At 71.1% G+C, this 18,786-nt stretch carries 18 protein-coding genes and 1 pseudogene; 15 read left to right on the forward strand and 4 right to left on the reverse strand.

From position 1 onward, the window contains the following. The first annotated feature begins 57 nt into the window (after nucleotides 1-57). Nucleotides 58-1,287 (forward strand): class I SAM-dependent methyltransferase, encoded by a 1,230-nt coding sequence (locus tag H0S67_RS05095; protein ID WP_180935701.1) that lies wholly within the window; start codon nucleotides 58-60, stop codon nucleotides 1,285-1,287. Between the two features lie 20 nt (nucleotides 1,288-1,307). Continuing rightward, nucleotides 1,308-2,150, forward strand: a complete 843-nt coding sequence (locus tag H0S67_RS05100) for a sugar phosphate nucleotidyltransferase (protein ID WP_219635481.1) — start codon at nucleotides 1,308-1,310, stop codon at nucleotides 2,148-2,150. A 40-nt stretch (nucleotides 2,151-2,190) separates the two neighbouring features. Here H0S67_RS05100 and H0S67_RS05105 read toward each other — a convergent pair whose 3' ends face one another. Then, complete coding sequence (locus H0S67_RS05105; protein WP_180935702.1) at nucleotides 2,191-3,717, reverse strand: right-handed parallel beta-helix repeat-containing protein; 1,527 nt, start codon at nucleotides 3,715-3,717, stop codon at nucleotides 2,191-2,193. A 384-nt stretch (nucleotides 3,718-4,101) separates the two neighbouring features. On the opposite strand from H0S67_RS05105, the gene H0S67_RS05110 reads away from it, so the two are divergent. The 7 genes from H0S67_RS05110 (at nucleotide 4,102) to H0S67_RS26455 (ending at nucleotide 9,510) form a co-directional block, all read left to right on the forward strand. Then, complete coding sequence (locus H0S67_RS05110; protein ID WP_219635482.1) at nucleotides 4,102-4,755, forward strand: PIG-L deacetylase family protein; 654 nt, start codon at nucleotides 4,102-4,104, stop codon at nucleotides 4,753-4,755. After that, nucleotides 4,752-6,254 (forward strand): glutamate-1-semialdehyde 2,1-aminomutase, encoded by a 1,503-nt coding sequence (locus H0S67_RS05115; protein ID WP_219635483.1) that lies wholly within the window; start codon nucleotides 4,752-4,754, stop codon nucleotides 6,252-6,254. The genes H0S67_RS05110 and H0S67_RS05115 overlap by 4 nt, the downstream gene beginning before the upstream one ends. Further along, nucleotides 6,251-7,168, forward strand: a complete 918-nt coding sequence (locus H0S67_RS05120) for a phytanoyl-CoA dioxygenase family protein (protein WP_180935704.1) — start codon at nucleotides 6,251-6,253, stop codon at nucleotides 7,166-7,168. The genes H0S67_RS05115 and H0S67_RS05120 overlap by 4 nt, the downstream gene beginning before the upstream one ends. Before the next feature lie 10 nt (nucleotides 7,169-7,178). Beyond that, nucleotides 7,179-7,952 carry an SDR family oxidoreductase gene (locus tag H0S67_RS05125; RefSeq protein ID WP_219635484.1) on the forward strand — a complete coding sequence of 258 codons (774 nt, stop codon included), beginning with the start codon at nucleotides 7,179-7,181 and terminating at the stop codon, nucleotides 7,950-7,952. Beyond that, the gene (locus tag H0S67_RS23145; RefSeq protein ID WP_219635485.1) at nucleotides 7,898-8,200 is read left to right on the forward strand and encodes a hypothetical protein; all 303 of its coding nucleotides are present in this window, start codon (nucleotides 7,898-7,900) and stop codon (nucleotides 8,198-8,200) included. Before H0S67_RS05125 ends, H0S67_RS23145 begins: the two co-directional genes overlap by 55 nt. A gap of 386 nt (nucleotides 8,201-8,586) precedes the next feature. Further along, the gene (locus H0S67_RS27820; RefSeq protein ID WP_425489920.1) at nucleotides 8,587-8,712 is read left to right on the forward strand and encodes a DUF2172 domain-containing protein; all 126 of its coding nucleotides are present in this window, start codon (nucleotides 8,587-8,589) and stop codon (nucleotides 8,710-8,712) included. Between the two features lie 60 nt (nucleotides 8,713-8,772). Next, on the forward strand, nucleotides 8,773-9,510 hold the full coding sequence (locus H0S67_RS26455) for a DUF4910 domain-containing protein (RefSeq protein WP_281368960.1): 738 nt from the start codon (nucleotides 8,773-8,775) through the stop codon (nucleotides 9,508-9,510). On the opposite strand, the gene H0S67_RS05135 is transcribed toward H0S67_RS26455, so the two are convergent. Beyond that, nucleotides 9,511-9,816 (reverse strand): hypothetical protein, encoded by a 306-nt coding sequence (locus tag H0S67_RS05135; RefSeq protein ID WP_180935705.1) that lies wholly within the window; start codon nucleotides 9,814-9,816, stop codon nucleotides 9,511-9,513. Beyond that, nucleotides 9,813-10,007 (reverse strand): hypothetical protein, encoded by a 195-nt coding sequence (locus H0S67_RS05140; RefSeq protein ID WP_180935706.1) that lies wholly within the window; start codon nucleotides 10,005-10,007, stop codon nucleotides 9,813-9,815. The genes H0S67_RS05135 and H0S67_RS05140 overlap by 4 nt, the downstream gene beginning before the upstream one ends. A 326-nt stretch (nucleotides 10,008-10,333) precedes the next feature. Here H0S67_RS05140 and mfd point away from each other — a divergent pair. From mfd to H0S67_RS05155, 3 genes and pseudogenes are all read left to right on the forward strand, one after another. Further along, nucleotides 10,334-13,960, forward strand: a pseudogene (gene mfd / locus H0S67_RS05145) (transcription-repair coupling factor). A 29-nt stretch (nucleotides 13,961-13,989) separates the two neighbouring features. Continuing rightward, nucleotides 13,990-14,703: a hypothetical protein gene (locus H0S67_RS05150; RefSeq protein WP_180935707.1), complete on the forward strand. Its 714-nt coding sequence runs from the start codon at nucleotides 13,990-13,992 to the stop codon at nucleotides 14,701-14,703. A gap of 9 nt (nucleotides 14,704-14,712) precedes the next feature. Beyond that, the gene (locus H0S67_RS05155; protein ID WP_180935708.1) at nucleotides 14,713-15,429 is read left to right on the forward strand and encodes a MazG nucleotide pyrophosphohydrolase domain-containing protein; all 717 of its coding nucleotides are present in this window, start codon (nucleotides 14,713-14,715) and stop codon (nucleotides 15,427-15,429) included. Here the strand turns inward: H0S67_RS05155 and H0S67_RS27825 are convergent. Further along, nucleotides 15,399-16,352, reverse strand: a complete 954-nt coding sequence (locus H0S67_RS27825) for a class I SAM-dependent methyltransferase (protein WP_425489880.1) — start codon at nucleotides 16,350-16,352, stop codon at nucleotides 15,399-15,401. The two genes, H0S67_RS05155 and H0S67_RS27825, sit on opposite strands and share 31 nt — an antisense overlap. Here H0S67_RS27825 and eno point away from each other — a divergent pair. The 3 genes from eno to H0S67_RS05175 all read left to right on the forward strand — a co-directional run bounded on the left by eno (nucleotide 16,346) and on the right by H0S67_RS05175 (nucleotide 18,774). Continuing rightward, the gene (gene eno / locus H0S67_RS05165; RefSeq protein ID WP_180935710.1) at nucleotides 16,346-17,623 is read left to right on the forward strand and encodes a phosphopyruvate hydratase; all 1,278 of its coding nucleotides are present in this window, start codon (nucleotides 16,346-16,348) and stop codon (nucleotides 17,621-17,623) included. The genes H0S67_RS27825 and eno overlap by 7 nt on opposite strands. A 19-nt stretch (nucleotides 17,624-17,642) precedes the next feature. Further along, complete coding sequence (locus tag H0S67_RS05170) at nucleotides 17,643-18,170, forward strand: FtsB family cell division protein (protein ID WP_246355141.1); 528 nt, start codon at nucleotides 17,643-17,645, stop codon at nucleotides 18,168-18,170. A gap of 73 nt (nucleotides 18,171-18,243) precedes the next feature. Next, nucleotides 18,244-18,774, forward strand: coding sequence for a DUF501 domain-containing protein (locus H0S67_RS05175; protein ID WP_246355142.1), 531 nt, complete (start codon nucleotides 18,244-18,246; stop codon nucleotides 18,772-18,774). Nucleotides 18,775-18,786 lie beyond the last annotated feature (12 nt).

An 18,786-nucleotide genomic window follows, 5' to 3' on the forward strand; every position in this document is an offset into this window, starting at 1 on the left:
CTCGACTATCACACGCGACGGGCGTGTGACCGCGTCTGGACAAAGGAAATACCCTCTATGAGCAGTCCTCGTTGCCGGTTGTGCTGGGCCGAGCTCACGCACACGTTCGTCGACCTCGGAATGTCGCCGCCCTGCGAGAGCTACCTGTCGGCGGACCAGCTCGACCAGGGGGAGACGTTCTACCCCCTCCATGTGCGGGTCTGCTCCCAGTGCCTGCTCGTCCAGCTGCCGGCCTACATCCCGGCGGAGGACATCTTCACCGACTACGCCTACTTCTCGTCGTACTCCGACTCGTGGGTGCGGCACGCGGAGAAGTTCGTCGACCAGGCCGCTGCGCGCCTGGGCCTGGACGGCGACTCGTTCGTCGTGGAGGTCGCCAGCAACGACGGCTACCTCCTCCAGCACAGCGTGGCCCGCGGGATCCGGTCGCTGGGGATCGAGCCCGCCGCCAACGTCGCCGAGGCCGCGGTCGCGAAGGGCGTGCCGACCGAGGTGATGTTCCTCGGGGAGGAGTCGGGGTCCAAGGTCGCCGAGAGGCACGGCAAGGCCGACCTGGTGGTCGCGAACAACGTGTTCGCCCACGTGCCGGACATCGTCGACTTCAGCAAGGGCCTGCGCGCGCTGGTCGCCGACGACGGCTACGTCAGCATCGAGATCCCGCACCTGCTCCGGCTCATCGACGGCAACGAGTACGACACGATCTACCACGAGCACTTCTCGTACCTGTCCTTGCTGACGACGCAGCGGGTGCTGGCTGCAGCCGGGTTGACCGTGGTCGACGTCGAGGAGCTCCCGACGCACGGGGGATCGCTGCGGACCTGGTCGATGCCGACCGAGTCCGCCCGCCCGGCCACGCTCTCGGTCGCCGCCGTGCTCGCCGCCGAGGCCGGCGCCGGCCTCCACACGGTCGAGGGCCACGACGGGTTCGCGACCGCGGTGGCGAAGGTGCGCAACGACCTCCTGGAGTTCCTCATCGCCTGTGCGCGCGACGGCAAGAAGGTCGTCGCCTACGGTGCGCCCGGCAAGGGCAACACGCTGCTCAACCACTGCGGGATCCGCAGCGACCTGGTCGAGTTCAGCGTCGACCGCAACCCGCACAAGCACGGGAAGTTCCTGCCGGGGACGCACATCCCGATCCATCCGGTCGAGGCGCTGGCCGAGGCGAGACCCGACTACGTGCTGGTCATGCCCTGGAACCTCCGCAAGGAGATCAGTGCCCAGCTGGAGTACGTCCGCGAGTGGGGGGCACGCCTCGTCGTCGCCCTGCCCGAGCTCGAGATCTTCTGAGCCGACACGGAGGTTTGACGATGAAGGTGGTGCTTTTCTGCGGTGGACTGGGCATGCGGATGCGTGCGGACAACCAGTCGCTGCCCAAGCCGATGATGCCGATCGGGAGCCGCCCGGTGCTCTGGCACGTCATGCGCTACTACGCCCACTTCGGGCACACGGAGTTCATCCTGTGCCTCGGCCACGGGGCGCAGGCGGTCAAGGACTACTTCCTGGACTACCGCGAGACCGCGTCCAACGACTTCGTCCTGACCAAGGGCGGTGACCACGTCGAGATGCTCGGCACCGACATCAGCGACTGGACGATCACGTTCATCGACACCGGGATCGACACCGCGATCGGCGAGCGGCTGCGCCGGGTCCGCCCCTACCTCGAGGACGACTCGGTGTTCCTCGCCAACTACGGGGACGTGCTGACCGACGCGCCGATGAACGACCTCATCGACGACTTCCTGGACACCGACGCCGTCGCCCAGTTCCTCGCCGTGAAGCCCCAGGACTCCTTCCACGTCGTGGACATGGCCGACGACGGCAAGGTCACGGGGTTGACCGCGGTCGCCGACATGGCGATGTGCATCAACGGCGGGTACTTCGTGCTCCGGCAGGGGATCTTCGACTACCTCGACGAGGGCGACGACCTGGTCATGGACGGCTGTGTGCGGGCCGCGCGTGACGGGAAGATGCTGGCCGCGAGGTACGACGGGTTCTGGGCGCCCATGGACACGCTGAAGGAGCGCACCCACCTGGAGGGTCTGTACCGGCACGGGATCAGCCCGTGGGCGCTGTGGCGCGACCGGCCCGTCGAGCTCGGGAGGCCGGTCACCTCGGTGGACGAGCCACAGCCCTCGTACAACGCGGGGTAGGCGCCCGGCCGGCCGGGCCGCTGGGTCACCGGCCCCGGGCTCACCGCAGCACGCTGCCGCTGTCCTGTCCGTAGCCGGGTGCACGCCAGGTCTGCCACGACACCGAGTTGCCCAGCTCGTGGAGCTGGAAGCGCCAGGGGCCGATGTACTGGTTCTCGTACCACCGGTTGTCCTGCCCGGACGTGATGTCGTCCTCCACCGTCTCGCCCTTGTACGGCGACCAGCGGGGGTAGGTGCCGTAGTTGGAGATCAGGCCGACGAAGCCACAGCCGGCCGCCGCGGTGCATGCGCTTCCGACGTGGGACGGCGTGAACCGGAAGGTGTTCTCGTGCACGCGCAGGTGCTGGGTCTTCCACCGGCAGTCGTCGACGTAGGGCTTCGTCCTGACCGTGCCGGGGTCGCTGCAGGCAGCGAGGGTCGCCACGTGCGGGTTGACCAGCGTGGTGTAGCCCGAGCTCGTGTTGGCGGGGGATCCCGCGAAGCGGTCGGCGTTCTCCCACGCGATCATTCCGCTCCAGTTGTCGATGAACCTGTTGCGGGTCACCTGGAACGTCTCGCCGTAGGCCTCTCCCGCCCGGGTGTCGCTGCCGGACTCCGAGAGGTACAACGCCGGCAGTGGGAAGCCGGGGTTCTTCGGCCCGTCGACCAACCCGTTGCGGGCGAACGTGTTGGCCACGATCGCGGCGTTGTAGCTGGTCTCGTAGATGAAGCCCTCGCTGCGGTTGTCGGAGATGTAGTTGCCCCGGACCAGGAACCCCGTGTTGTTGGTGTCCGCCCACAGTCCGACGCTGTGGTTGTCGTGGATCCAGTTGTCGAGGATCCGGGCGTCGCGGGTCTGCCAGAACTTGCCGCCGCCGGTGCAGCCGCAGTCGGGGATCCGGGACTCCCAGTCGTCGGTGTTGTTGCCTGCGATCTCGTTGTGCTCCAGCACCACGTCGTGGACGCCCTGGTCCTCGTAGACGCTGAAGCCGTACTGGCCGTTGTCGACCAGACAGTTGTCGGCGACGACGTCGCCACTGCCCACGAAGACGCCGGCGCCGGCGTTGCCGCGCACGGTGTTGTGCCGGATCCGCCAGTCGTGCCCGGCATCGTGGTTGACGACACCCTCGTTGTTGTTGTCCCCGGGCGCCCCGAAGTTCTGGATCGTGAGGTGCTCGACCGTGACCCCGGTGGCCTTGCCGGTGAAGGCGTACAGGTTGGCGTGCCGGCCGTCGATGACCGCGCCAGGGGCTCCGATGAAGGACTGACCGTCCTTGGGCTCGATCTGGTCGAACCTGCCCCTCCCGAGGTGGTGCACCCCGGTGGTGAGCCAGAAGGTGGCTCCCTGCGGCGCGCTGCTGACCACCCGGTCCAGGGGCTGCGAGGGGGAGACACGGATCGTGCCTGCCGGCTGGGTCGCGGGTCCGCGCAGCCCGGGCGAGCCACAGATCCGTGCCGGCGGTTCCGTGGGCGCGGCCGGGGTGTGGACGGCGTGGGTGCCGCCCGTGGGCGACCGGTTCGACGGCCCGGTGTCGTTGCCGGCGACGCACCCCCCGAGGACGACCGCCAGGACGACGGCCGCCGGCACCGCTCCACCGCGAGCCGCAGAAGCGCGACGAGGACGTCGTAGCGGCAGCCGGGTCGGGCGAGGTGACTGATGGGAGCCGAGAGCTGGTGGGAGTGTCATGCTGCTCCTCACCCCGGGTGGGGGCCTGGACGATGACGCCGGACACGTCGTGGCCTCATCGCGAACCTAGGCCGCGCAGACCACCGCAGCAAGGTCCTGACCGGCATATCGCCTGTATGGGCGGCCGCCGCTCGGGGCGTCCACGCGTGGCGTCCCCGATCCTGGGGACGGGACCTCCCCCCAAACTTGGTGACTCGGTCCCGGTGTCGTCACAGACCGCTCCCACTCCTCGAAAAGATCGTCACGTTCGCTGACGTGTGGCGAATGAGAAGTGGGGAGGACGGCGTGATCGGATTGTCACTCGGCGACAAGCCGCTGGATGTTCTGTGCCTCGGCGCACACCCCGATGACGTCGAGATCGGGTGCGGGGGGACGTTGCTCCGGCTCGGCGAACGCTCCGACGTGCGTGCGACCGGCGTCGTGCTGACGGGTTCGGGTGAGCGAGCGGACGAGGCGGCGGTCTCGCTGGACCGCTTCTTCCCCGGCGCGAAGGTCGAGACCGCTGGACTGCCCGACGGCAGGCTGCCGGAGCACTGGGGGCAGGCGAAGCAGGCCCTCGAGGACGTGGCCACGCGGTGCCAGCCCGACGTCGTGTTCGCGCCCCGGGTCGACGACGCCCACCAGGATCACCGGCTGGTGGGAACGCTGGCGAGCACGGTCTGGCGCGACGCCCTGATCCTCCATTACGAGATCCCCAAGTGGGACGGAGACCTCGGCGCTCCCACGCACTTCGTCCCACTCACCGACGAGCAGGCACGGCGCAAGGTCGCGCTCCTGAACGACTGCTTCCCCACGCAGGCCGGCCGCGACTGGTGGGACGACGAGCTCTTCCTCGGGTTGATGCGGATCCGTGGCGTCGAGTGCCGGGAGACCCATGCGGAGGGCTTCTTCTCATCGAAGGTCGTGCTGGATGTCACCGGCCCAGGTAGTGCGCGGTGACCGGGCCCCGCATCTTCGCCGACGCTGCGCGCGCCCTCGCGGACGCTGCGCTCGCGCTGCCGGCGCTCCTGCGCACGGCCCCGGCCGTCGGGGATGTCGTCGTGGCCGGTGAAACGCCCCCGGATCCCGTGTTCGAGAGGTCGCGGGCGGCCCAGGCGCGGCTGCACGACCTGGTCCCCGGCGGCGCCCACACCTACGCACGGGGCTCGGACCAGTACCCCGAAGGCATGGCCCCGGTGATCGCGCGGGGGTTCGGCGCACGGGTCGAGGACCTGGACGGCAACACCTTCGTCGAGTACGGCATGGGTCTGCGAGCGGTGACCCTCGGGCACGGCTACGAGCCGGTGACCTCGGCGGTGGCACGAGCGATCATCGACGGGACCGGCTTCACCCGGCCCAGCGGGATCGAGCTCCGGGCGGCGGAGACCTTTCTCGGGCAGGTGCCCGGGGCGGACATGGTGAAGTTCGCCAAGAACGGATCGGACGTCACCACCGCGGCCGTCAAGCTGGCCCGGGCGGCCACGGGCCGGAGCCGGGTGGCGATCTGCCGGAGCCATCCCTTCTTCTCCAGCGACGACTGGTTCATCGGCACCACGCCCATGCGGGCCGGCATCCTGGACGAGGAGCGCCGCTTCACCGTCGGCTTCGACTACAACGACCTCGACTCGGTCCGATCGTTGCTGGCGAGGTACCCGGGAGAGATCGCCTGCCTGATCCTCGAGCCCGCGACAGCCTTGGCGGAGCCCGCGCCCGGCTTCCTCGAAGGGCTGCGCGAGCTGGCCGACCAGGACGGCTTCGTGCTGGTCTTCGACGAGATGATCACCGGGATGCGGTGGTCCCTGCACGGCGCCCAGCACGTGTACGGCGTGACGCCGGACCTGTCGACGTGGGGCAAGGCCCTCGGCAACGGGTTCCCGATCTCCGCGCTCGCCGGCCGCCGAGAGCTGATGGAGCTCGGCGGGCTGCGTACCGACGCGTCCCGCGTCTTCCTGCTGTCTACCACGCACGGTGCCGAGACGGCGGCACTGGCGGCCTACCTGGCCGTAGAGCGGTCGTACCGGGAACGGGACGTGGTGGGCGTCATGGAGCGCCAGGGCAGGAAGCTGGCCGACGCGGCGAACGCCGCCATCAGGGACGCCGGTCTCGAGGACCACATCGCTGTGATCGGCAGACCCTCCTGCCTGGTCTTCACCAACCGTGGCCCGGACGGCGAGCCGTCCCAGGCGTACCGCACCCTGTTCCTGCAGGAGCTGCTGCGCCGCGGCGTGCTCGGCCAGTCCTTCGTCGTCTCCGCGGCCCACACCGACGACGACCTCCGGCTCACGGTCGACGCCGTACGAGGGGCACTGCCGGCCTACCGGGAGGCACTCGAGCGCGGCGACGCCACCGGCTCCTTCCTCGGGAGGCCGGTCGCGCCGGCCCTGCGGGAGTACGCCGCCCCACGAGAGCTGGACCGCGCTCGGCGGTCCTCTTCGGAAGGAGAACGGGGAAAGCAATGACCAGCATCATCATCGACCCGGGAGTCAGTGACGACGAACGCCGCACGGCTCTCTTCACGGGGGACATCTTCGTCCACACCGCCTCTGCGTCGGTCCGGGACTTCGTGGCGTTCACCAAGGGGATGGTCGAGGAGGCCTTCGACGGGCTCGACCCCGAGACCGCGCAGTACGACCTGGACGTGGAGACGTACGCCGGGGTGCTCGCCGGGCTGAAGCCGGCGTTCATCCACCATCCCGAGTCCAAGCGACACCTGCGGGCGATCCTGAGCGAGCACGGCTGCGACCCGGAGCTGACCTACTTCGACGTGCCGAGGCTGCGGACCTCCACCTCCGACGACTACCTCACGACCGGCATCGCCTACGCGTTCCACCCGCACCGCGACACGTGGTACTCGGCGCCGATGATGCAGGTGAACTGGTGGCTGCCCGTCTACGACGTGTCGCCGGACAATGTGGTCGCCTTCCACCCGGACTACTTCGACCAGCCGGTGGAGAACGGCAGCCATCGCTACAACTACTACGAGTGGAACCGCGACAGCAGGGCCCAGGCTGCGTCGCAGATCGGCGTGGACACGCGCGAGCAGCCCAAGCCGGAGCAGGAGATCCACCTCGACCCGCAGATCCGTCCCGTCCCGCCGGTCGGCGGGATGATGGTGTTCTCCGGGGCCCAGCTGCACTCCTCCGTGCCGAACACCTCGGGCCGGACCCGGATCAGCGTCGACTTCCGGACCGTGCACCGTGCCGACGTCGAGGCGGGGCACGGATCGCCGAACGTGGACTCGCACTGCACCGGCACCACCCTCCGCGACTACCTGCGGGTGTCCGACCTGGAGCGGCTGCCCGACGCGGTGATCGAGCCGTACGACGCGGGTGTGCCGGAGGAGCTGCTCGCCTACGCCGTCTACACAGGATGAGGAGAAATCCATGAAGGTGCTCGTCAACGGTGACCGGGGGTACATCGGTGCCGTGCTCGTGCCCGTGCTGCGGGAGGCGGGCCACGAGGTCGTCGGCCTCGACGCCGGGTGGTACGACGGCTGTGACTTCGGGTCGCCGGCCACCGACTACGAGTCGCGGACGGGAGACATCCGGGACCAGAAGCCCGAGGACCTCGCGGGCTTCGACGCCGTGGTGCACCTCGCGGCTATCTCCAACGATCCCGTCGGGCACCTGAACCCGGAGGCGACGTACTCCGTGAACGCCCACGGGGCGGCACACATGGCGGAGGTGGCGAAGGCCGCCGGAGTGCGGCGGTTCCTGTTCTCGTCCTCGTGCTCGCTCTACGGCGCCGCCGGCGACGCTCCGGTCACCGAGGAGAGCGACTTCAACCCGGTCACCCCCTACGGCGAGAGCAAGGTGATGGCCGAGCAGCTCATCTCCCGGCTGGCCGACGACGACTTCAGCCCGACCTACCTTCGCAACGCCACCGCCTACGGCTCGTCGCCGCGGCTGCGCGCCGACATCGTCGTCAACAACCTCACCGGCACGGCCTTCACCCGTGGCGAGGTGCGGTTGCAGAGCGACGGGTCGCCCTGGCGCCCGCTGGTGCACGTGCGGGACTCTCGAACGCGTTCCTGGCGGTGCTCGAGGCCGATCGCGACCTCGTGCACGACCAGGCCTTCAACATCGGCCGTGACGAGGACGTGGTGCAGATCCGCGACATCGCGAACGCCGTCGCCGAGCGGTTCGACGTGCCGGTGACGTTCGCCGAGGGGGCGGCCCCCGACAAGCGGGACTACCGGGTCGACTTCGGCAAGGTGACCTCGCTGCTGCCCGGGTTCCGTCCCAGCTGGACGGTCCCCTGCCGGGATCGACGAGCTGGGTGCGGACATGGAGCGCAACGGCCTGGAGGCCGCCGACTTCGAGGTGCGCGGTTCGTGCGCCTGGAGCGGATCAACCAGCTGCGGAGCCAGGGGCTGCTCGACGACCTGCTGTTCATGAAGTCCTGACCCGGGACGCTGACGGGATGGTGGCGGTCGACGACGGGACCCGGGCCGCGCGCATGCGGTCGCACATGGAGCGGCTCTACCCGATCTGCCGCAGCATCACGGCGACGGCGTGCGGCGGACGCTCGACCTGGTCGGCGAGGCGCTGCCCGCCCCGCTGGTGCTGGAGCGTCGCGCGGTCCCGTCGGGCACGGCGGCGTACGACTGGACCGTCAACGACGAGTGGAACGTCCGCGACGCCTGGATCGCGGACGCGAACGGCCGTCGGGTCGTGGACTTCCAGGAGCACAACCTCCACCTGGTCAGCTACAGCGTCCCGGTGCGCGCACGGATGTCGATGGACGAGCTGCGACCGCACCCTCCACACCCTGCCCGAGCACCCGGACTGGATCCCGTACCGGACGACGTACTACAAGCGCACGTGGGGTTTCTGCCTGACCCAGCGGCAGCTCGATGCGATGGGGGAGGGCCCTTCGAGGTGGTGGTGGACACCACCCTGGAGCCCGGCGAGCTGACGTACGCGAGCTCGTGATCCCCGGCGACACCGCCGACGAGATCCTCTTCACCTCCCACGTGTGCCACCCGTCGCTCGCCAACGACAACCTCTCCGGCATCGTGGTCGCCATCGAGCTGGCCCGCACGCTGGCGGGGCTCGCGAGGCGTCGGTTCTCCTACCGGTTCGTCTTCGCGCCGGGGACGATCGGGTCGATCACCTGGCTGAGCCGCAACGGCGCGCTGCTCGACCGGATCCGGCACGGGCTGGTGCTCACCGGTCTCGGCGGCCCGGGGCCCCTGGTCTACAAGAGGACCCGACGCGGGACCGACGATCGACCGCGCGGCGACGCACGTGGTGCGGCGCCGGCAGGGCGAGGTCCGGGACTACTCGCCGTACGGCTACGACAACGCCAGTTCAACGCGATCGGTTCGACCTGCCGGTCGGCCGGCTCACGCGCACCCCGCACGGCGAGTACCCCGAGTACCACACGTCCGCGGACAACCTCGGCTTCCTCGCGGACGAGAAGCTGCTCGATGCGTACGACGCGCTGCTGCGCATCGTCGAGATCCTGGAGAACGACGCCGCCTACCTCAACCTCAGCCGCGCACGGCGAGCCGCAGCTGGGCAAGCGCGGCTCTACCCGACGACCGGCGGCAGGTCGGCCTCGGACACCGTCATGGCGATGCTCTGGACCCTCGCGTACAGCGACGGCCGTGCCACGCTGCTGGACATCGCGGACCGGGCCGGCCTCGACTTCGGCAGGTGTGCAGCGCTGCGAACGACCTGGCCGGGCCGGCCTGCTCGAGCGCGCGAGTGATCATCCGGGCCGCTGATCAGTTCCTCCGACGGCGAGCACGGCGAACACGCTGTAGCTGGTCGGGTGGCCCGGCGTCGCTGTCACGACGACCGACCCGTCACCGGCGGTGAACGCGAGTGCCGTCGCGCCGACTGCCGCGGGACGCTCGTGCGCGGTGAACCCCAGCCGGGTCAGGCGGGTGCGGTAGAAGCGGAGGACCGCGGCCGGGTCGCCGTCCAGGCGTGCGATCAGCGCCGCCTGGACCTGGTGGCCGCTGGGGATGACGCTGGTGCTCAGGCCCGTGCTCCCGGGGACAGCCGGGATCACGCACCGGGGTAGCCGTTCACCAGGCCGCTCCCGGTGTCGCCGCCGGCCCGGCTCATCGTGACGGCCCGGCTGGGGCCGTGCGTCGTCTCTGCCGCCGAGAGCTGGCCGCGCGGGCCGACCGCCCTCCCGGCCACCAGGCTCGCGCCGATTGCTGCGGCTGCGGCAGCTGTCGTGAGAGCGAGGATGCGCATGGTCGGCACGGCGGAACCTTCTTCATGGGTCAGGTCCCGGGCAACCGGGACCACCCGGTGTTCTATCGACAGTAGGAAGACGGCTCCGGGCGCCTCAGGCGATCGGGGCCCGATTACCCAAGAGAGGTGACCGACTCCGGCCCACCAGCTCGGCCGGCCTTTCGGGCGCCGGTTCGGCCCGGCTGTTCGGGCCGGCTGTTCGGGCTGGGCTGCCCGGGTTCGTGACGACCGCCTCGTCGGAGCCCGCGGGTACAGTGAGCGGGCACCCCCCGTCACCCGTGACCGGGGGCTGTCGTGTTGTCCGTCCCGATCCCAGGAGCTCTCCCGTGCCGCTCACCGGCCTCGCCGACGCCGTCCTCGCCGAGCCCGTCCTCGCCGAGGCCCTGACTGACGCCCGCGGCGGCACGCTGCGCGCGCTCGACCTCACCGGACCCGAGGCGCTGCGACCTTTCCTGGTGGCCGGCCTGGTCCGGGAGGGCCGCACCGTGCTGGCGGTGACGGCCACCGCCCGCGAGGCCGAGGACCTGGTCACGTCTCTGGGCGACTGCTCGACCCCGCCGGGGTGGGCTACTACCCGAGCTGGGAGACGCTGCCCCACGAGCGGCTGAGCCCCCCAGCACGACACGGTCGGGCGCCGCCTCGCGGTGCTGCGGAGGCTGCGGCACCCGGGCACCGACGTGACCAACGGGCCGCTGCAGGTCGTGGTGGCTCCGGTCCGCTCGATCCTGCAGCCGCAGGTCAAGGGCCTGGGCGAGCTGAGGCCGGTGGAGCTCACCCCCGGCGACTCCGCGTCCCTCGAGGACGTCGTGCGCCGGCTCGCGGACGCGGCGTACTCCCGCGTCGACCTGGTCGAGAAGCGCGGCGAGTTCGCGGTGCGGGGCGGCATCGTCGACGTCTTCCCGCCGACCGAGGAGCACCCGCTGCGCGTGGAGTTCTGGGGTGACGACGTCGAGGAGATCCGCAGCTTCTCCGTCGCAGACCAGCGCACCCTCGACAAGGTCGAGCGGCTCTGGGCGCCGCCGTGCCGCGAGCTGCTGCTGACCGAGGACGTACGCCGTCGCGCGGCCGAGCTGGGCGAGGCGCACCCCCAGCTGGTCGAGCTGACCGACAAGATCGCCGCCGGCATCGCCGTCGAGGGCATGGAGTCGCTGGCTCCGGTGCTGGTCGACGACATGGAGCTCCTGGTCGACCTGATGCCCGACGACACCCACGTCCTCGTGCTCGACCCCGAGCGGGCCCGCAGCCGCGCCCACGACCTGGTCGCCACCAGCGAGGAGTTCCTCGGGGCGAGCTGGGCCGCTGCGGCCGGTGGAGGCACCGCCCCGATCGACCTCGGTGCCGCGTCGTACCGCTCCATCGCCGACGTGCGCGAGCACGCCCTGGACCAGCACAAGCCGTGGTGGACGATGAGCCCGTTCGGCATCGCCGACGACGGCCTCCCGACCGAGGGCGGGTCGCCGCTGCGTGACGACCTCGGCAACGTGGTGAGCGTCGACGTCGACGTGCTGGCCGGCGCGGTGCCGAGCCGGAAGCTGCCCGCCCACCCGGTCGACGCCTACCGCGGCGACGTCGAGCGGGCCCTCGGCGACATGAGGCGCTGGGTCGAGGAGGGCCACCGGATCGCGGTGGTCCACCCCGGGCACGGGCCCGCCCAGCGCATGGTCGAGGTCCTGGCCGAGCACGACGTCCCCGCCCGCCTCGTCGAGCCCGACGACCTGGTGCTCGACCCGCACGTCGTCACGGTGACCTGCGGGGCGCTCTCGCAGGGCTTCGCCGACGAGACCAACCGCCTGGTGCTGCTGACCGGCGAGGACCTCTCGGGCCAGAAGTCCTCCACCCGCGACATGCGCAAGATGCCGGCCCGGCGCAAGCGGCAGATCGACCCGCTCGAGCTCAAGGCCGGGGACTTCGTGGTCCACGAGCAGCACGGCGTGGGGCGCTTCGTGGAGATGAAGCAGCGCGAGGTCGGCGGCGCGGTGCGCGAGTACCTCGTGCTCGAGTACGGCGCCTCCAAGCGTGGCGGGCCGCCGGACCGGCTCTACGTGCCGGCCGACGCGCTGGACCAGGTCACCCGCTACGTCGGCGGCGAGCAGCCGTCGCTGGACCGCCTCGGCGGCGCGGACTGGGCCAAGCGCAAGGGCAAGGCCCGCAAGGCGGTCCGCGAGATCGCGGCCGAGCTGATCAAGCTGTACGCCGCCCGGCAGGCCACCCAGGGCTACGCCTTCGGCCCCGACAGCCCGTGGCAGCGCGAGCTCGAGGACGCCTTCCCGTTCCAGGAGACGCCCGACCAGCTCAGCACCGTCGACGAGGTCAAGTCCGACATGCGCCGCACCGTGCCGATGGACCGGCTGATCTGCGGCGACGTGGGCTACGGCAAGACCGAGATCGCGGTGCGCGCGGCGTTCAAGGCCGTGCAGGAGGGCAAGCAGGTCGCGGTGCTGGTGCCGACGACGCTGCTGGTGACCCAGCACCTCTCGACATTCGCCGAGCGGATGAGCGGCTTCCCGGTGGTGCTCAAGGGCCTCTCGCGCTTCCAGACCGACAAGGAGGCCAGGGAGGTCATCGCCGGCCTGGCCGAAGGCAGCATCGACATCGTGGTGGGCACCCACCGGCTGCTCAACCCCGACATCCGGATGAAGGACCTCGGGCTGATCATCGTCGACGAGGAGCAGCGCTTCGGCGTCGAGCACAAGGAGCAGATGAAGCGGCTGCGCACGTCGGTCGACGTGCTGTCCATGTCCGCCACGCCGATCCCGCGCACCCTGGAGATGGCGATCACCGGGATCCGCGAGATGTCGACGATCACCACCCCGCCGGAGGAGCGGCACCCGGTGCTGACCTACGTCGGCGCCTACGAGGACCGCCAGGTCGTCGCGGCCATCCGCCGGGAGCTGCTGCGTGAGGGCCAGGTGTTCTTCATCCACAACCGGGTCAGCTCCATCGAGAAGGCCGCGGCCCGGATCAAGGAGCTCGTCCCCGAGGCGAGGGTCGCCACCGCGCACGGCCAGATGAACGAGCGCCAGCTCGAGCAGGTGATGCTGGACTTCTGGGAGAAGCGCTTCGACGTGCTGGTCTGCACGACGCTCGTCGAGTCCGGCCTCGACGTCTCCAACGCCAACACGATGATCATCGAGCGCTCCGACACCCTCGGCCTCTCCCAGCTCCACCAGCTGCGCGGCCGGGTGGGCCGCTCGCGCGAGCGCGCGTACGCCTACTTCCTCTACCCCGCGGAGAAGCCGCTCACCGAGACCGCGCACGCGCGGCTGGCCACCCTGGCGCAGCACTCGGACCTCGGCGGCGGCATGGCGATCGCGATGAAGGACCTCGAGATCCGCGGCGCCGGCAACCTGCTCGGTGGCGAGCAGTCGGGCCACATCGCCGACGTGGGCTTCGACCTCTACGTCCGGCTGGTGGGCGAGGCCGTCAACGAGTTCCGCGGCGACAAGGAGCCGGAGCTCAACGAGGTCCGCATCGAGCTGCCGGTCGACGCCCACCTGCCGCACGACTACATCCCCAGCGAGCGGCTCCGGCTGGAGATGTACAAGCGCCTCGCGGAGGTCCGCTCCGACGACGACGTGGACCTGCTCAACGAGGAGATGCTCGACCGCTACGGCGAGCCGCCGCAGGAGGTCGCCTCGCTGCTGCTGGTCGCGCGGTTCCGGGCCCGGGCCCGTCAGGCGGGGGTCGGGGAGGTGACGATCGCGGGCAGGAACGTGCGGTTCGCGCCGGTCTCGCTGCCGGACTCGCGCGTCGTACGCCTCAACCGGATGTACCCCAAGTCGATCGTGAAGACCCAGCTCGACACGATCCTCGTGCCACGCCCGCAGACCGCAGTGGTCGGGGGTCATCCGATCACGGGGGTGGCTTTGCTTGAATGGGCTCGCGGTGTGATCGACGCCATCATCGATCCGCCCCAGGACAAGCCGCAGGACAAGTCACAGGGCAGCGCCTAGAGCGAGCCCTCCACCGAGGAGAAGTCGTCGTGATCAAGCCCCGCCCGCTGGCCGGTCGTCCCGCTCCCCGGGTTGCCGCCCTGGCCCTGCTCCTCGCCGTCGGGCTGTCCGGGTGCGGGGTCGCGGGCGCCGACTTCCACCCCGGGGTCGCAGCCCAGGTCGGCGACCAGTCGATCACCGTCTCCCAGGTCGACTCGGTCGCGAGCAGCTACTGCTCCGCGATCACCAACCAGCTCCAGTCCAACAACCAGGTGCTGCCCATGAACTACCTGCGCACCGGCGTCGCGGGCCGGCTCACGCTGGTGGCGGCGGCCAAGCAGTTCGCGGCGGACAGGGGCGTGTCGGCGGGTTCGCAGTACGACCAGAAGGTGGCGCAGCTCCAGGGGGCCGTCGCGTCCCTGCCCCAGGACCAGCAGGACGCCGTGATCACCATCGAGTCCTCGGCCGACTACATCACCGGCGTCGAGCAGGCCGTCGGCAAGCAGGAGCTGAAGGCCCAGGGCACGACGAAGGCCAGCGCCGCCGACGAGGCGGCCGCGGGCAAGAAGGCGTTCAGCGCCTGGCTCGCCGACCAGAGCATCTCGATCGACCCGCAGTTCGGGCTGAAGATCGAGCAGGACCAGACGGTCCCGACCGACACCAGCATCTCCTACGCCCTCAGCGACACGGCCAGGAGCGGCGCAGCCTCCACCCCCGACCAGACCTACGCGGCGGGGCTCCCCGCCTCGAACCGCTGCGGCTAGCCGTCGGCCATGGCTTCCGACGAGCCGCTCGTGGAGTTCCGGGCCGTGATGAGGCGGCTCCGGGCGGAGTGCGGCTGGAAGCGCGAGCAGACCCACCGCTCGCTGGCGCGCTACCTCGTCGAGGAGCTACACGAGACGCTCGAGGCCCTCGACACCTGGGAGGACGCGGATCGGGCGACCGCGGCCGACGCCGAGCACCTGTGCGAGGAGCTCGGTGACCTGCTCCTGCAGGTCTACTTCCATGCGGTGGTCGCCGAGGAGGCCGGCAGTTTCACGCTCGACGACGTGGCCCGCGGGATCACCGAGAAGATGCGCCGCCGCAACCCGCACGTCTTCGCGCCCGAGGGGGCGCCCCGCGCGCCGGCGGGGGACGCGGCCGCGATCAACGACGCCTGGCAGGCGATCAAGGCCGAGGAGAAGGCGCGCGAGTCCGTGACCGACGGGCTTCCCCCGACGCTGCCCGCCCTGCTGTACGCCGACAAGGTGGTAGACCGGCTGGCTCGGGAGGGTCGTCCCGTCGACGTCACGCCCGTCGCGTCGGCGACCGAGGCCCCTGACAGCACCGAGACCACCGAGACCAGCCTCGGTGACGCCTGCTCGCGCTGGTCGCCGAGGCCCACGCGGCGGGCGTCGACCCCGAGCAGGCCCTCCGCGACGCCGTGCGTCGCGTGCTCTGAGCCGCACCCGCCGAGGGCTCACCGGCTCGGCGCGACCCCGAGCGTGTAGCGGATGCTGACGTCCATGGCGCCGCCGATTCCTCCAGGACCTGGCCGACCCGGGTGAGGATCTCCCCGTGCGACTCCTCCGGGGTGCGCATCCACAGTCCGCGCATGGCCGTCCCCAGCGACCAGACCCGCCACTGCTCGAGGTCGGCGAAGGGGATCGCGTAGGTCGCCACTCGGTCCGCACGTCGGTGAGCCCGGCGGACCGGAAGAGGCCCTCGACGCCCGCGTCCTCGGCGTACACCTCGGGCATGGTGGTGGGGCCGGGCCCCGGCGTCGGCTCGGCGTGCTCGTCGAAGATGTCCTCGATCGACTGCCAGTCGACGGCCACGGCCGGAACGTCGCGGCGCCGACGCGGCCGCCGGGCTCGAGCAGCCCGGCCCACCGGCGGAGCGCCCGCACCGGGTCGGGCAGGAAGAAGAGCACCAGCGAGGCCGCCACCAGGTCGTAGGACACCCCGTCGAGCCGCGGGTCCGTGGCATCGCCGGCCGCCACGCGCACCTGCGGCAGGTGGCGGGTCGCCGCCGACAGGAGGCCGACCATCCCGGGGAGACGTCGATCGCGTCCACCCGCCCCTGCGGACCGACCGCCTCGGCCACCGGCACGGTGACCGCGCCGCGGCCGGCCCCCACGTCGAGGGCCCGCTCGCCCGGCCGCGGAGCCAGCAGGTCCACCAGCCCGCCCGCGATGGTGCCGAAGAACGGCACGCCGGACTGGTCGTAGCTGGGCGCGATCCCGTCGAACATCGCCGCGGTCCGCGCCACCGGGTCCTGCGGCGGCTGTGTCATCCCAGAAGTAATGCGCCGACATGCCGCTCGTCGCGTCCCGTCGCCGCGGGTGTTCCCCGGAACGACGGCCGCGCGGGGCTAGGCTGAGGTGCGGCCCAGCCGAATCCCTCGACCCACCCCAGGAGCAGACCCGTGGCATCCATCGAAGCTGTCGGAGCCCGCGAGATCCTCGACTCGCGCGGCAACCCCACTGTCGAGGTCGAGGTGCTGCTCGACGACGGCGCGTTCGCGCGTGCGATGGTGCCCAGCGGCGCCTCCACCGGTGCGTTCGAGGCGGTCGAGCTCCGCGATGGCGGCGACCGCTACGTGGGCAAGGGCGTCCAGAAGGCCGTGGCCGGTGTCATCCAGACGATCGCGCCGGCGGTCGAGGGCCTCGCTGCCGACGACCAGCGGCTCCTCGACCAGACGATGCTGGAGCTGGACGGCACGCCCAACAAGGCCAACCTGGGCGCCAACGCGATCCTCGGCGTCTCGCTGGCCGTCGCCCGCGCCGCGGCCGACTCCGCCGGCCTGCCGCTCTACCGCTACGTCGGGGGCCCCAACGCCCACCTGCTGCCGGTGCCGATGATGAACATCCTCAACGGCGGCTCGCACGCCGATTCCAACGTGGACATCCAGGAGTTCATGATCGCGCCGATCGGCGCGCCCACCTTTCGCGAGGCGCTGCGTTCCGGCGCGGAGGTCTACCACGCGCTGAAGTCGGTGCTGAAGAAGAAGGGCCTCTCCACGGGGCTCGGCGACGAGGGCGGGTTCGCCCCGAACCTGGACTCCAACCGCGCTGCGCTCGACCTGATCGCCGAGGCCGTCGAGGCGGCCGGCCTCACGCTGGGCCGCGACATCGCGCTCGCCATGGACGTGGCGGCCTCCGAGTTCTTCAAGGACGGGTCCTACGCCTTCGAGGGCGGCTCGAAGTCGGCCGACGAGATGACGGCGTACTACACCGACCTCGTGTCGTCGTACCCGATCGTCTCCATCGAGGACCCGCTGGACGAGGACGACTGGGACGGCTGGAAGGCGATCACCGACCAGCTCGGCACGAGGACCCAGATCGTGGGCGACGACCTCTTCGTCACCAACGTCGAGCGGCTCCAGCGCGGCATCAGCGGCGGCCAGGCCAACGCGCTGTTGGTGAAGGTCAACCAGATCGGCTCCCTCACCGAGACCCTCGACTCCGTCGAGCTCGCCCACCGCAACGGCTACCGCTGCATGATGAGCCACCGCTCCGGCGAGACCGAGGACACCACGATCGCCGACCTGGCGGTGGCCACCAACTGCGGCCAGATCAAGACCGGCGCGCCGGCCCGGTCCGACCGCGTGGCCAAGTACAACCAGCTCCTGCGCATCGAGGACGAGCTGGGCGACGCCGCGCGCTACGCCGGCGCGGCCGCATTCCCGCGATTCCAGGGCTGACCGGGGCAAGATCGTCGTCATGGCCGACAACCGCCGCACGCCGTCCCGGGGCGCTGCCGCCAAGGGCGGCAGCGCCCGGGGCCGCACCGGACCCGGGCGTACGACGGGCTCGGGTCGCGGCGGCCGGCCGCCGCTGCCGCCGGCAGGCGGGGCCTCCGCCCAGGGCGGCGACCGTCCCCGCCGGCCGCGGCTGACGGGTCGCGCCGCGATCCTGGTGCTGGTGGTCGCCGTGCTCGCGGTGTCCTACGCGTCTTCGATGCGGGCCTACCTGCAGCAGCGCGCGCACATCGAGGACCTCAAGACCCAGATCGCGCAGCGCGAGACCAACATCAACGACCTGGAGCGGGAGAAGCGTCGCTGGCACGACCCGGCGTTCGTGCAGGCGCAGGCCCGCCAGAGGTTCGGCTACCTCATGCCCGGCGAGACGTCGTACGTCGTGCTCGGCGAGGACGGCAAGCCTCTGGAGACCCAGAGCTCGCTCACGGACCCCGCGACGATCGCCCACACGCACCCACCGCATGGTGGACCACCGAGTGGAAGTCGGTGAAGCTGGCCGGCGACCCGCCCAAGCCGCAGGCACCGCCGGCCACGACGATCAACGGCTCTGGAGGGAAGAAGCAGTGAGCGACCCGGTCACCGCGCGCGACACGGCGGCGATTGCCGCCCAGCTCGGGCGGGACCCGCGCGGCATCCACGAGATCGGGCACCGCTGTCCCTGCGGCAACCCCGACGTCGTGACCACCGAGCCGCGGCTGCCCAACGGGACGCCGTTCCCCACGACCTACTACCTCACCTGTCCTCGGGCGGCCTCGCGGATCGGGACCCTCGAGGGCTCCGGCCTGATGAAGGAGATGGAGGCGCGGCTCGGCACCGACCCCGAGCTGGCGGCGGCGTACGCCGCGGCGCACGAGCGCTACCTCGAGGCCCGCGCCGCGCTGGGCTCGGTGCCGGAGATCGAGGGGATCTCGGCCGGCGGCATGCCCGACCGGGTCAAGTGCCTGCACGTGCTCGCGGGACAGGCCCTGGCCCAGGGCCGCGGCGTGAACCCGCTCGGCGACGAGGTGCTCGACGCGTTGGGGGAGTGGTGGTCCTCGGGCCCGTGCGTCACGGCCCTGGAGCCGTCGCCGCCCGAGTCCGTCGAGATCCCGTGACCCTGGCGGGAC

Source organism: Nocardioides ungokensis (assembly GCF_013466985.1).
Taxonomy (GTDB): domain Bacteria; phylum Actinomycetota; class Actinomycetes; order Propionibacteriales; family Nocardioidaceae; genus Nocardioides; species Nocardioides ungokensis.